Here is a 12,693-nt window from a genome sequence, read left to right on the forward strand (position 1 = left end):
AGATAGTGAAGCCGCTCACATTTGTCTGCTTTTGGAGGGGGTAACATTAGCTCAGCTTCTTACTTCTAAGGAGGCGCGTGATGCTAACAACGATCAACAACCGAAACTCCGAGCATAACGCTCGCGACTGGATGGTGACGCTTTTGGGTTGTGTCGGCTTTCCAACATTGAATGTGTTGCGAAGGACGCGCGGTGAAAGCAACCCGAAGCCACCCTGGAAACAATTCGACGATACACACCATTGGGATTCAACCGCGGAGGATTGGATCCCCAACGATCCGACGTGATCGCCTTGTTCGACATGCACAGGCAACCCGTCATCGAGAAGGCGGATGAATGCGGGTCAAAGGCGGCGGCGCAACCGTTGCCTTCTTCCAGGCGTCGAGTGCTTGTATCCGCGAAAACCACGCCTGCAGGTTTGCGTAACCCGTGACCGGCAATTCGGCCGCGGCCGTGTGCATCAGCGGCGAGGCAATCGCGAAATCGGCCAGCGTCAGTTTGTCCTGCGCAATCCATTCGTTGCGCGCCAGGTGATCATCGAGCACCTGCGCCGCCGCTGACAGCAACGCTTCACCGCGCGCGATTTCGACCGGATCGGGTCCGCCTGCACCGCCGACCATTTTCTTCGAGACGCGTTCCCGGGTGATGAATCCGACCGCCGGCGTGAAGTGATAGGCCGACCAAAACAGCCATCGGTTGACGTCGGCGCGTGCCTTGACGTCCAAGGGGTAGAGGTCCTGCCCCGGCGATCCATCCGCCAGATATTGCATGATGGCGTGCGACTCCCACAGCATGAATCCGTCGTCATTCAGCAGCGGAACTTTTCCGTTCGGATTTTGACGCAAATATTCCGGCGCCTTGTGTTCGCCTTTCAGGAGATCGACCACGACCAGTTCGAGGTCTACGTTCAGATGGAGCGCGGTCAACACGACGCGGCGCGAGTTTGACGAGAGCGGGTGATAGTAGAGGCGCATCTTGGGTTCCTTCCAATCGGTGCGCCGGAAATTGTCTCCTCGTTGACGTGGCGACCACCCGATACCCGATACGTCACGCCGAATTTGCGTCGCATCCGGACCGCGAAAGCTTCACGCTGCGGCCATAAAGCGGGATCAGCCTGACCTCCTCTCATCGATGGAACCGCACCATGATCAAGGCCGTCATCGCCGCAGCAGTGCTGCTCGTCATCGCAACCTCAGCGGCTTCGGCGCAGCATCGCGCCGGCGACGCCGCGCTCGGCGCGGTGTCCGGCGCCGTGGTGCTGGGACCGATCGGCGCGGTCGCCGGCGCATTCATCGGCTATTCCGCCGGGCCGTCCATTGCGCGCTCGTGGGGCCTCGACCGCTCCCGCGCCTCGCGGCAGCGAAGGCAGGCCGCAAGCGAGAACGTGCGCGGTGCGCGAGCGGAAGCGCCGAGCCCGGCCGGCGAAACGAATCCGCGCATCGCGAGTTCCCGGAGCGAAGGCACAGTCCCTGCCCCGGCTGCACGTCCGGCGGCGGCGAAGACGCCGCCGGTGCAGACGCTGGAGTGAACACCACAAACCGGCAGATCGTAACCCGCATGAGCCAACGGATCGCGCGAATGCGCGCCCGATGACAGGCTCCACGATATGCGGGTGCTCTGCGTCAGGTATTATCCCGGATGTCGCTTCGCTCATCCGGGCTACGCCGGGCTCGCAGTTTCCTGCGGCATCGCTGCCGCCAGCCGTGGCGGCCGCACCACCGTCACGGTGCAGGCGGCTTCGGCCGCGACCTTGGAGGATACGCTTCCGAGCAGCGTGCGCAGCATCGAGTTCTGCCGCGCACCGATCACGATATGGTCGACCTGGTTGATCCCGGTAAATTCCAGGATCGCGGCCGCGGGATCGACCGCCTCCAGCACATGCACGGTCAGCCGGCTCTCGTCGAGGCCCAGCGGCGATGCCCAATGCCGCAGCGCGACCAGACGGTCGATGTGCTTGTTGTTGCCCTGCTCGTCGAGCGTGCGGTCGATGGTGATGCGGCCGAGCTTCAACACATTGATGCAGGCCAGTCGCGCCGACGGAAGTGTCGCCAGCAAATGCGCCGCCGTGATGCGCAGGGATTCGTTGAGCGGCGCCGAACCCTCCTCGGTATCGAGCGCGACGGCAACGATCGGGCCCGATGCGAGCTGGACGGCCACGTCCGACTTCGGCCTCTGCTGGGTCATTCCGCCATTGAAGCGGCGACGCCACACCGTAGAGAGCGGATCGCGCTTCAACCGTTCCGATCGCGCAGTCAGCTTGACCTGATCGGGGTGGGCGAGATCGAACGCCAGTTGCGACGCCGTCGGGTGACGCCAGACCGGCTCGATCTCGAGACAGCGCAGCACGATCTCCTGCAGCCAGGGCGGATAGTCCGGCTTCAGCTGGCGCGGCGGATACGGATCGCGCCACAGCCTCCGTCGCATGCCACCAAGGGTTTCGCTCTCGCCGAACGGCCGCACGCCTGTGGTGAAGAAGTACAAGAGCACACCGAGCGAAAACAGGTCGCTGCGCGGATCGTCGCGCACGCCGAGCAGACGCTCCGGCGCCATATAGGGCGCGGTGCCGTAAGGCAGGCGGAATTCCTCCTGCAGCAGATCCGGCAACAGGTTGTGATGCGACAGTCCGAAATCGATCAGCACGCATTCGCCGGAGCGGCGAAACATGATGCTGCTCGGTTTGATGTCGTGATGAATGACGTTCTGCCGGTGCAGGTCGGCGAGCGCCGTTGCGATCCTGCCGGCGATCAGGCGCGCCTCTTCATAGGAGATCGGCAGCTCGCCGATCCGGCTGTAGAGCGTCTGGCCTGCGATGCGTTCGATAACGACATAGGCTTGCCTGGCAAAATCGCCGGTGCCGAAGCAGCCGGGCACATGCGGGCCGGCGAGCCGCGGCAGGATCATCTGCTCCATCTCGAAAGAGACGATTGCCGCCGGATCCTCGCCTTCGGAAACCCGCGGCACCTTCATCAACAGCGGCACCGTGATGCCAGGATGGGTCACGGTCCACAGCGTCGCCATGCCGCCGCGATGGACGCATTCCCCGACCGTGAAACCGTCGAGTTGCGCGCCCAAGGCGATCGAAGGTTTTGCCATCCCTCACCTCCCGATCACGAGGCGGTCGGCGAGCCAGTGCGGCAGGCCGTTGGCGCGAATGCGGTCGGCCGCCGCGATGACATCATAGGGCACGCGGCAAAAGGTGATTTCGCGCGACGTGGTATCGAGCATCGCGAAGGCCGCCGCCGGATTGCCGTCGCGGGGCTGACCGACCGAGCCGAGCACGGCAAGCCAGCGCCGGCCGCTCAGGAGCTGGACCGGTGTTTCCGATGTCGGGATGAAACTCGTCATCTTCGCTGCCGATGACATCGAGTAGAGCGCGGGCTTGTGGATGTGTCCGCAGAACGTGACTTGGGCAGCGGTCGCCTCGATGCTGCGCGCGGCGTCCGATGAGCTGCGCACGTAATGCCATTGCGCCGGGTGAGAGGCCTCCGAATGCACGTAGAGGCGGTCGCCGTCCTGGTGCTTGAACGGCAACTCCGCCAGGAAGCGCCGTTGCGGTGCGCTCAGCCTGCCCCGCGTCCACTCGATCGCGGCCTGGGCTTCGGCATTCATGGTTTCGGATGCGGTGCCGATGGCGGCATCATGATTTCCGGTGACAGCGATCGCCCCGTCCTTGACGAGGTCCATCACGGTGTCGACCGCCCATTCCGGATCGGCGCCATAGCCGACGATATCGCCGAGGCAAATGATTCGTTCCGCGCCGCGCGCCCGCGCGGAATCAAGGCAGGCCTGGAATGCCTGCCGGTTGGCATGGATGTCGGCAAAGACCGCGAGCCGCAATTGTTCCTCCGCCTCGACTATCGCGCTAGCGCGTTTGGCGTGGATTGATGGATATCAAACAATAGTCCGTCATGCCCGAGCTTGTCCCGGGCATCCACGTCTTAGCGGTGTCGCGGAAGGAGAAGACGTGGATGGCCGGGCATGGGCGAGCGGAAGCGACGCCGTCCTTAGGACGGCTGTGCCCGGCCATGACGAAACACCTGTTCAAACCAGGGGGAAAAAGACTCAGCGCTTCTTCGGCGCTTGCAGTCCATGGAGCAGCAGCGCCAGCAGCGCGTCGATCCGGGCCTGCGCATCCGGATCGTTCCATTCGTCGGCATGGGCGGGATGATGGAAGCGGCTGGTGGCGTCGAAGATAGCGCGGGCCGAGGCCTTCACGTCGGCGACCTCGAAGGCGCCTTCTTTGACGCCGTCCGACAGGATGCGCGCGATCTGGTCGACCAGGCAGTCTTTGTGACCCTTGACGCTCCTGCACGCCTCGCGGGCCAGCGTCAGGTAGGTCGCGAACATCTCGGGGTCGTCGGCCAGCCGCTTGTGCTTGATGGAAAACATCGTGCGCAGCCAACAGTCAAGCCGCTCCGGGGCCGGACCCGTCGCCTCAACGATCTCCATAAGCGGTGCACTCAGCCGGTCGAGCCATCGTTTGGCGACCGCCTCGCGCAGCGAGGCCTTGCTGGGAAAGTGGCGGTAGACGCTGCCGTGGCTGACATCGAGCGCCCGGGCCACATCGACCACGGTCGCCTTCGCAAGCCCGTAACGGCGTAAAACGTCTTCCGTCACCTCCAGAATACGTTCGGGGGTCAGAACCACGACTTCGTTCATTGGCGTACCTTTGAGACGACGAGACGGGTGGTCATTCAGTCCCCCTAACGGGTTAATGCTTTACCGGTTCCAGGCGTTCGGCCTGCGCCGCCAGATGGCGGGCAACTTGACGATTGAGCCAGAGTTGAATTTGTGCAGTCAAATGAATGAGTTCGATGGTCATTGGCGTAGTCCTTTTGAAGTCCCCGGGCCCAGGGCCAACGGGCCGGGGTGACACCCACTATTGGCGTCGAAAAGGGATATAGCACGTCTCGCTGACAGATTTCAATATCTGTCATTCAATCTTTGGGGATGGCAGGGCTGCGCCGGATGCGGGACTGGATGAGCCGCCGGCTCCCGGCCCCGACGCGGCTGCCGCCGACCCTGCCCGCGCCTACGTCCCGGTCGTCATGCCCGGCCTTGTGCCGGGCATCCACGTCTTCACGCAACAAAGACGTGGATGGCCGGGACAAGCCCGGCCATGACGGAAAAACCGTTGCCTTGAGCGTTTGTCTGGCTTGGGCGGCTCTGTTAAAGCACGGCGTAAAAAAACAATTCGCCGGAGTCGTCGATGATCCCCCGCTACACCCGCCCGGAAATGGCCTCCATCTGGGGGCCGCAGACCCGCTTCAAGATCTGGTTCGAGATCGAGGCACATGCGGCGGACGCGCAGGCAGAACTCGGCGTGATCCCGAAAGAGGCCGCCAAAACCGTCTGGGCCAAGGCCAAAAACGCCACCTTCAATGTCGACCGCATCGACGAGATCGAGCGCGAAACCAAGCACGACGTCATCGCCTTCCTGACTCATCTGGCCGAGATCGTCGGCCCCGAGGCGCGCTTCGTCCACCAGGGCATGACCTCCTCCGACGTGCTCGACACCTGCCTCAACGTCCAGCTCACCCGCGCCGCCGATATTCTGATCGCCGACATCGACAAGGTGCTGGCGGCGCTGAAGAAGCGCGCCTTCGAGCACAAGATGACGCCGACCATCGGCCGCTCGCACGGCATCCATGCCGAGCCGGTGACGTTCGGGCTCAAGCTCGCTTACGCCTATGCCGAGTTCAGCCGTGCCCGCGAGCGCCTGATCGCCGCACGCAAGGAAGTCGCGACCTGCGCGATCTCGGGCGCCGTCGGCACCTTTGCGCAGATCGATCCGCGCGTCGAAGAACATGTCGCGAAAGCGATGGGCCTGGTGCCCGAGCCGGTCTCCACCCAGGTGATCCCGCGCGACCGCCACGCGATGTATTTTGCGACGCTCGGCGTGATCGCCTCCTCCGTCGAGCGGCTCGCCACCGAAATCCGGCACTTGCAGAGAACGGAAGTGCTGGAAGCCGAGGAATTCTTCTCCGAAGGCCAGAAGGGCTCGTCGGCGATGCCGCACAAGCGCAACCCGGTGCTGTCGGAAAATCTCACCGGCCTTGCCCGCATGGTGCGCGCCTATGCGATGCCGGCGATGGAGAACGTCGTGCTCTGGCACGAGCGCGACATCTCGCACTCCTCGGCCGAACGCATGATCGGACCTGATGCGACGGTCACGCTCGACTTCGCGCTTAATCGCCTTGCCGGCCTGATCGAGAAGCTTTTGATCTATCCCGCCAACATGCAGAAGAATCTCGACCGCCTCGGCGGCCTCGTGCATTCGCAGCGGATCCTGATCGCGCTGACGCAAAAGGGCGCCAGCCGCGAGGACGCCTACAAATTCGTGCAACGCAACGCGATGCCGGTGTGGCGCGGCGAAGGCGACTTCCTGACGCTGTTAAAGAAGGACCCCGACGTCAAGAAGCTGATGACGGATGCCGAGATCGAGGAACAGTTCGACCTCGGCTATCACTTCAAGCACATCGACACCATCTTCAAGCGGGTGTTCGGCGAGAGCTGAATGAGCAAACCGTCATTGCGAGCGAAGCGAAGCAATCCAGTTCTTCACTTGAAGAAAGACTGGATTGCTTCGTCGCTTCGCTCCTCGCAATGACGGAATTAGGCAGCCACGGCCTTTGCCTTCGCCGGCGCGCCGTACAGCCGCATCAGCACGAAGGTGACCGCGAGGATCGCGAGATACACCGTGAGCTGCATCGCGGTCGGCTGGTCGGTGTAGCCGATCAGCGTATGCAACGCCTTGCCGGGAATGCTGGCATCGGAGAGCAGCCAGCCTGAGTCCCACACCACGTTGTCCATCGCGGTCAGCCAGTTGGCCTTCTCCAGGAAGGCCGCAGCCTGCGCCGCCATGCCGGCGGCGAGCAAGGCGATCAGGATCGTCGTGGTCGTAAACAGCGCGCGCGCGGGAATACGCAGCAGGCCGAAATAGGTCAGAAGACCGACCATCACACCGAGTGCGAGGCCGCCGAGGCCGCCGAGCGTCACGCCCCAAGCGGTATCGCCGCCGGTGGCAATCACGCCGTAGAGGAACAGCACGACCTCGCTGCCCTCGCGCAGCACCGCGACGCCGACCACCACCGCCAGCGCGAGCAGCGATTTCGATCCTTCCACCACCGCCTTCCCGGCGACGCGCAGTTCACCGGCAAGCTCGGCGCCGTGACGCGCCATCCAGACATTGTGCCAGGTCAGCATCACGACCGCGATCACGAGTATGGCGGCGTTGAACAGTTCCTGTCCCATGCCGGCAAACAGGTTCGACAGCGCGCCGGCAAAGCCGGCGACGACGCAGGCGGCGAGCACACCGGCCAGCACGCCGCCGCCGATCCAGGCGTTGCGATGCGGCACCGTGCGCGTGACCGCGAGCACGATGCCGATGATCAGACCGGCCTCGAAGACTTCGCGGAAAACGATGATCAGTGCAGCAAGCACGGTTCTTTCCTACTTCACGACCAGCGCGCCGCGCGCGACCTTCTCGTTGTATTCGTCGACGAATTCGTAGCGGCCCGCCTTCTGGGCGCGAACGTTGATGGTGGCGTCGCTGGAGCCGGCAACCACCTTCTCGATCTTCAAGGCCTTGCTCTCGAATTCCATCGGCTTGGAATCCAGGTTCTTCAGCTTGATCACGATCGGCGTGTTGGCAGGCGCGCTGATTTCCGCGGGCTCGAACTTCTTGTCCTTGTAGCTGAGCTGGATTTCGGTCGCGGCCTGCGCGTTGGCGGCGCTGGTAGCGGCGATCGGCAGCAGCGCGGTGACGGCAGCAAAAATGACGGCCTTCGAAAGCGTTCGCGAGAGGGACATGTCGGCTCTTTCAATGATGGCTGAAGATCAGGCGAGATGGCATACGCTGCTGCAAGCCACGCCGTGAAGAGACAAAAAGCCGCTCTTGATTGGAGAGCTTCTAAATCTTGGTCTGAATCTTGGGCTAAATCGCGGCCTCAGCCGGGCGCGCCGTCGACCATGCGCGATGTGACGCGATCGCGTTTGATGAAGTGATGCCAGAGCGCCGCGCCGATGTGGAGCACGATCAGTGCCAGCAGCACATAGGCAAACAGGATGTGACGGTCCTCATAGGCCGCAGCGGCGGCCTTGTCGGGCGAGGTAATCTGCGGAACGTGAAACAGCCCGAAGAAGCTGGAATAATCAGGGGTGCGCGCGCCGGAATGCGCCCAGCCCAGCATCGCCACCAGAATGGTAACGGCATAGAGCGACCAATGGCTGATGCTGGCCACGATCCGCTGCCATCGCGGCGTGTCCGAAGGCAGTGCCGGCGTCGGATTGAAGCCGCGCCAGATCAGGCGGAGCACCATCAGCAGCAGCACGAGGTAGCCGATATCGGCATGGATCGAGCGGTAGAAGAACCGGTTCGGGCCGGCCGGAATGTGGTTCATCCACCAGCCGAAGGCGAGCATGCTGATGATGACCAGGCCGAGGCCCCAATGGAACCCGCGCGACAGGCGGCCCCAGCTCGACGACGTATTGCGTAGCATTTCTGTTGGGCCTCCCGACCTCTCACATGCCGTGGGTCGTTTGCGGTTTTGTCCATATCTGCAATGACTTGCCCTGATAGCTTTCCATTCCCGTGAAGGCGACTTGAATCGTTCAAAACTGCGTGCGCGTTCCCTGGGCCATCGATCGCGGGACCCCCACCGGCCGCAAAAACAACTGAATGGTAACCGTGGATCGGCTAAAAGAGCGGCGTGTCCTATCCCCCAACGATCCTCGTCTTCGATTCCGGCCTCGGCGGCCTCACGGTATTGCGTGAGATCGTCCGCGCCCGGCCCGATGCCCATTATGTTTATGTGGCCGACGACGCGTTCTTTCCCTACGGCCATCACAGTGAGGAGCAGATCATCGCGCGCGTGGTGCCGCTGATTGGCGAACTGATCGCCAGCCATGCGCCCGATCTGCTGGTGATCGCCTGCAACACCGCGTCCACGCTTGTCATGTCGCACCTGCGCGAGGCCTATCAGGTGCCGTTTGTCGGCACCGTGCCCGCGATCAAGCCGGCTTGCGCCAGCTCGAAGACCAAGCGCGTGTCGGTGCTCGGCACCAAGGGCACCGTCAAACGCGAATACACCAAGCGCCTGATCAAGGATTTTGCGCAAGGCTGCGAGGTGACACTGGTCGGCTCGGCGGAGCTCGCCTCGCTCTGCGAATCCGCGCTCAGCGGCAACGACGTCAGCGATGAGGATATCGCGGCCGAACTCGCGCCATGTTTCGTCGGCAAGGACGCCAGCGATATCCACCGCACCGACACCGTGGTGCTGGCCTGCACGCACTATCCGCTGTTGCTGGACCGGCTGATGCTGCTCGCGCCATGGCCGGTCGACTGGATCGATCCCGCCCCCGCCATCGCCCGCCGCGTCTCGGATCTGCTCGGCCCGGCCAACGGTCCATCCGATCAGGCCGGCGCCGAAATGATCTTCACGTCGAAGCGGCCGCACACGCTGAGCCAGGCCCTGATGCCGTTCTTCGGCGGCCGCGTCCCGGCGTAAGTTTTGGGCGCTAACTGAGCCGCTGCGCGACCATCGCGCCGATTTCCTTGAAGACCGTTTCCAATTGCGGCGGGGTCGGCGAACCACCCTGCGTGTAGGCGGTGACCAGCACCGGGCCGCCGGACTTCGGCCAGGCGATCGCGATATCGCCGGACGCGTCCTTGCCGTTATTGCCGGTCTTGTCGCCGATCTTCCAATCCGCCGGCAGGCCACCGCGCAGACGGTTGTTGCCGGTCTTGCAGTCCACCATCCATTGCGTCAGATGCTCGCGCGAGGAAGGCGTCAGCACCGTGCCGAGCAGGAAGCGGCGCAGATTTCCCGCCATCGCCGATGGCGTGGTGGTGTCACGGGGATCGCCCGGCGGCGAACGATTGAGCTCGGGCTCGTTGTGGTCGAGGCGCGAGACCGCGTCGCCGGTTCGGCTCCAGAACTCGGTCAAGGCGGCAGGACCGCCGACCCGCGCCAGCAGCAGATTGGCACAGGTGTTGTCGCTGAGTTCGACGATCGCCTTGCACATATCTGCAACCGACATGGCCGCTTCCTTGGCGCCTTGCGCCAGGTTCTGTTTCGCGACCGGCGCATAATCGAGAAGATCCTTGGCCCCATAGGCGACCATGTCCTCAAGACGATCCTCGGCATTGTCGACCCGCGCCAGCACGAAGGCGGCCAGCGAAGCCTTGAAGGTGCTGCACATGACGAAGCGCTCTTCGGCGCGCCATGCGATCTTCGCACCGGTGGAAAGATTTTCGGCATAGACGCCGATCCGCCCGCCGGTGTCGCGCTCATATGCCGCCAGCACAGGCGGGGCGTCCTCTGCCAGGACAGGCGAAAACACCAAACCCGAGGCCGCTACCAGAAAGGTTCGTCGGTCGATCATCACGAAGTTATCCTTGAAGCCGAACTTGCGCATGCGATGCTGGTTTCTTGCGACAGAATGATGGCGCTTCAACCGCGTCCGCCGAAAAACATCCCGCTCGATACGCTACGTATTTGTCCCTATCATGCCGCTCACCAACAATACGATCACGGAGCTTCCGCCTTGACCTCCGCAACATCAGCGCCGCTCAACCGTCTCAAACAGCTGTGGCGGGACGGACGCCCGACGTTTGGCGCGATCGCGACCATTCCCTCGATCCAGACCGTGCAGATCATGGCCCGTTCCGGGATCGACTGGATCATCGTCGACCTCGAGCACGGCCCGATCGATCTCGGCACGGCGCATGGCATGATCACGGCGACATCAGGCACGCCCTGCGTGCCGCTGGTGCGGATCGCCGCCAACGAGCCCTGGCTCGCCAAGGCGCCGATGGACTTCGGCGCGCTCGGGATCAATTTTCCGATGATCTGCAGCGGCGCCGACGCCGAGAAGGCCGTGCGCAGCGTGCGCTATCCGCCGAAGGGCGACCGGCTGTGGGGGCCGTTTCACGCGCCGTTCCGCTGGGGCGTGTCGATGGCGGAGTATATGGCGACCGCGGACGACGACATGATCTGCATGGTCACCATCGAGCATGTCGAGGCCGTCAACCGCATCGACGAGATCATGGCGACACCGGGCATCGACCTCGCGGTGATCGGCCCCGGCGATCTCGCCACCTCCATCAACAAGCGCGGCCTGCCTGACGATCCCGAAGTACAGGCGCTGATGGCGCGGGCCGAAGCCGGCATCCTCAAAAGCGGCGTGCCGATCGGCGGCGTCGCCCGCACCGCCGAGCAGGCCAACCAGATGATCGAACGCGGCTATGTCGCGCTGGCGCTGGGCTTCGACTGGTCGCTGTTCCAGCGCGGCATCGCGGCAAGCCTCGAGGGCATCAAGCGGTAGAAAAATCGCGCGTCCTGGCGACGCGCCCCTGGCCGCGCGCTTTCCGCGCGCGGAAGGCGCTGCTAGACTTTCTGCCACACGGAGAAAACACATGATCAAGAAAATGCTTCTCGGACTATCCATCGTCGCATTCGCCGGCGTGGCTCTCGCCCAGCAAACCGGTATCAAGCGGACCCCGCTGCAAAAGCTCGATTTCCCGGCCGGCTACAACACCGTCACCGCCATCGCGGAAGTTCCCGCAGGCGGCGCCGCCGGCCGCCATACCCATCCCGGCATGGAAACCGGCTATGTGCTGGAGGGCGAGCTCGAACTCGTGCTCGATGGCAAGCCTCCGATGAAGATCAAGGCCGGCGAATCCTACCAGATCCCGGAAGGCGCCGTTCACGACGCCAAGGCCGGCGACAAGCCCTTCAAAGTGCTCGGGGTCTACGTCGTCAAGGCCGGCGAGCCGCTGGCCAAACCGGCGCCGTAAAACGCGAACCGACTGGCGTCAAACCGTCTGGTTCGTGCTAGATCAGGGGTCGGCGGCCCGGGCATATGGGTCCGCCGGCCTTCTGATGGTCGTGTGGCGGGAACTAGAGCGGAGCGATGCGCGGAACGGTTCGAAAAATCACAACGCCGCGTCGCATCGTCATCGATCTCATGCACGCGTCGATTCGCGTCCCCTTTGTATCGCTTGCCCGCCCGCTCGACGTCCGCCTGTTGTCGGAGGCCCGCACGCAGGGCCCGCGGCCCGGCTGGGCCGCGATTTTCGTCAAGGCATTCGCCCTGGTGGCGAAGGAAGAGCCGGTGCTGCGGACGCTTTACGTCAAATGGCCGATGCCGTCGTTCTACGAACTGCCGCGCAGCGTCGCGATGGTGGCGATCGCACGCGTCGAGGAAGGCCAGGACTGCGTGCTGCCGCAACGAATCACGGCGCCCGATGAAATGCCGCTGGATGAGGTCAACGCCCTGATTCGGCACGCCAAGGACGCGCCGATCGACGAAGTGCCGGCGTTTCGCAAGATGATGCGGGCGACCAGGCTGCCATTGCCGTTGCGCCGCCTGTTCTGGGCGATCGGACTGAATTTCGGCCGTCAGCGCGCCAATTATTTCGGCAGTTACGGCGTGACCTCGGTGTCAGCCTATGGCGCTGGCGAACTCCATGCGATGAGCCCGGGACCTTTCGTGCTGAGCTATGGGGTTGAGAAGCCGGACCATACCATCGATGTCGTGCTGCGCTGGGACCATCGGATTACCGACGCCGCCCTGGTGGCCAAGGTGTTGAACCGGCTGGAACAGGTCCTGAACACCGAAATCGTCCAGGAATTGCGGGCCAACCGCCAGCAAAACGAACCAAAGCCGGTCCGCGCGGTCGGCACCTGA

14 protein-coding genes are annotated in these 12,693 nt (G+C 63.6%); 6 read left to right on the forward strand and 8 right to left on the reverse strand.

The genetic code is table 11. The features are described 5' to 3' along the window. Positions 1–317: 317 nt before the first annotated feature. On the reverse strand, positions 318–974 hold the full coding sequence (locus tag BLS26_RS05145; RefSeq protein WP_092509015.1) for a glutathione S-transferase family protein: 657 nt from the start codon (positions 972–974) through the stop codon (positions 318–320). Between the two features lie 170 nt (positions 975–1,144). Between BLS26_RS05145 and BLS26_RS05150 the strand changes: the two genes are divergently transcribed. Beyond that, positions 1,145–1,528: a hypothetical protein gene (locus BLS26_RS05150; protein ID WP_092509017.1), complete on the forward strand. Its 384-nt coding sequence runs from the start codon at positions 1,145–1,147 to the stop codon at positions 1,526–1,528. 131 nt (positions 1,529–1,659) lie between these two features. Here BLS26_RS05150 and BLS26_RS05155 read toward each other — a convergent pair whose 3' ends face one another. From BLS26_RS05155 to BLS26_RS05165, 3 genes are all read right to left on the reverse strand, one after another. After that, complete coding sequence (locus BLS26_RS05155; protein WP_092509019.1) at positions 1,660–3,093, reverse strand: bifunctional serine/threonine-protein kinase/universal stress protein; 1,434 nt, start codon at positions 3,091–3,093, stop codon at positions 1,660–1,662. Positions 3,094–3,096: 3 nt separating this feature from the next. After that, a complete protein-coding gene (locus BLS26_RS05160) occupies positions 3,097–3,837 on the reverse strand; it encodes a metallophosphoesterase (RefSeq protein ID WP_092509021.1) in 741 nt (246 codons plus the stop codon). Positions 3,838–4,062: 225 nt separating this feature from the next. Continuing rightward, positions 4,063–4,659: a TetR family transcriptional regulator gene (locus BLS26_RS05165; RefSeq protein ID WP_092509023.1), complete on the reverse strand. Its 597-nt coding sequence runs from the start codon at positions 4,657–4,659 to the stop codon at positions 4,063–4,065. 550 nt (positions 4,660–5,209) lie between these two features. Between BLS26_RS05165 and purB the strand changes: the two genes are divergently transcribed. Then, positions 5,210–6,517 carry an adenylosuccinate lyase gene (purB, locus tag BLS26_RS05170; protein ID WP_092509025.1) on the forward strand — a complete coding sequence of 436 codons (1,308 nt, stop codon included), beginning with the start codon at positions 5,210–5,212 and terminating at the stop codon, positions 6,515–6,517. A 98-nt stretch (positions 6,518–6,615) separates the two neighbouring features. On the opposite strand, the gene BLS26_RS05175 is transcribed toward purB, so the two are convergent. The 3 genes from BLS26_RS05175 to BLS26_RS05185 form a co-directional block, all read right to left on the reverse strand. Next, positions 6,616–7,443 carry an FTR1 family protein gene (locus BLS26_RS05175; protein ID WP_092509027.1) on the reverse strand — a complete coding sequence of 276 codons (828 nt, stop codon included), beginning with the start codon at positions 7,441–7,443 and terminating at the stop codon, positions 6,616–6,618. 9 nt (positions 7,444–7,452) lie between these two features. Continuing rightward, complete coding sequence (locus BLS26_RS05180) at positions 7,453–7,812, reverse strand: cupredoxin domain-containing protein (RefSeq protein WP_092509029.1); 360 nt, start codon at positions 7,810–7,812, stop codon at positions 7,453–7,455. Positions 7,813–7,949: 137 nt separating this feature from the next. Further along, entirely contained in the window at positions 7,950–8,501 is a 552-nt protein-coding gene (locus BLS26_RS05185) for a cytochrome b (RefSeq protein ID WP_092509031.1), read from the reverse strand. A 210-nt stretch (positions 8,502–8,711) separates the two neighbouring features. Between BLS26_RS05185 and murI the strand changes: the two genes are divergently transcribed. Next, the gene (gene murI, locus BLS26_RS05190) at positions 8,712–9,509 is read left to right on the forward strand and encodes a glutamate racemase (RefSeq protein WP_092509033.1); all 798 of its coding nucleotides are present in this window, start codon (positions 8,712–8,714) and stop codon (positions 9,507–9,509) included. Between the two features lie 10 nt (positions 9,510–9,519). On the opposite strand, the gene bla is transcribed toward murI, so the two are convergent. Continuing rightward, a complete protein-coding gene (gene bla, locus BLS26_RS05195; protein WP_092517648.1) occupies positions 9,520–10,389 on the reverse strand; it encodes a class A beta-lactamase in 870 nt (289 codons plus the stop codon). 159 nt (positions 10,390–10,548) lie between these two features. Here bla and BLS26_RS05200 point away from each other — a divergent pair, with 159 nt between their 5' ends. The 3 genes from BLS26_RS05200 (at position 10,549) to BLS26_RS05210 (ending at position 12,693) form a co-directional block, all read left to right on the forward strand. After that, a complete protein-coding gene (locus BLS26_RS05200; protein ID WP_244541847.1) occupies positions 10,549–11,328 on the forward strand; it encodes an HpcH/HpaI aldolase/citrate lyase family protein in 780 nt (259 codons plus the stop codon). 91 nt (positions 11,329–11,419) lie between these two features. Further along, positions 11,420–11,800 (forward strand): cupin domain-containing protein, encoded by a 381-nt coding sequence (locus BLS26_RS05205; protein ID WP_092509035.1) that lies wholly within the window; start codon positions 11,420–11,422, stop codon positions 11,798–11,800. 116 nt (positions 11,801–11,916) lie between these two features. Continuing rightward, a complete protein-coding gene (locus BLS26_RS05210; RefSeq protein WP_092509037.1) occupies positions 11,917–12,693 on the forward strand; it encodes an acyltransferase in 777 nt (258 codons plus the stop codon).

This window comes from Afipia sp. GAS231 (genome assembly GCF_900103365.1).
Taxonomy (GTDB): Bacteria; Pseudomonadota; Alphaproteobacteria; order Rhizobiales; family Xanthobacteraceae; genus Bradyrhizobium.

What these genes read in the sequence shown, in the direction of transcription:
- purB (WP_092509025.1), top strand. Translation starts at nt 5,210, where the DNA reads ATGATCCCCCGCTACACCCGCCCGGAAATGGCCTCCATCTGGGGGCCG.
- BLS26_RS05165 (WP_092509023.1), bottom strand. Translation starts at nt 4,659, where the DNA reads ATGAACGAAGTCGTGGTTCTGACCCCCGAACGTATTCTGGAGGTGACG.
- BLS26_RS05180 (WP_092509029.1), bottom strand. Translation starts at nt 7,812, where the DNA reads ATGTCCCTCTCGCGAACGCTTTCGAAGGCCGTCATTTTTGCTGCCGTC.
- BLS26_RS05155 (WP_092509019.1), bottom strand. Translation starts at nt 3,093, where the DNA reads ATGGCAAAACCTTCGATCGCCTTGGGCGCGCAACTCGACGGTTTCACG.
- BLS26_RS05210 (WP_092509037.1), top strand. Translation starts at nt 11,917, where the DNA reads ATGCGCGGAACGGTTCGAAAAATCACAACGCCGCGTCGCATCGTCATC.
- BLS26_RS05145 (WP_092509015.1), bottom strand. Translation starts at nt 974, where the DNA reads ATGCGCCTCTACTATCACCCGCTCTCGTCAAACTCGCGCCGCGTCGTG.
- BLS26_RS05185 (WP_092509031.1), bottom strand. Translation starts at nt 8,501, where the DNA reads ATGCTACGCAATACGTCGTCGAGCTGGGGCCGCCTGTCGCGCGGGTTC.
- BLS26_RS05205 (WP_092509035.1), top strand. Translation starts at nt 11,420, where the DNA reads ATGATCAAGAAAATGCTTCTCGGACTATCCATCGTCGCATTCGCCGGC.
- BLS26_RS05150 (WP_092509017.1), top strand. Translation starts at nt 1,145, where the DNA reads ATGATCAAGGCCGTCATCGCCGCAGCAGTGCTGCTCGTCATCGCAACC.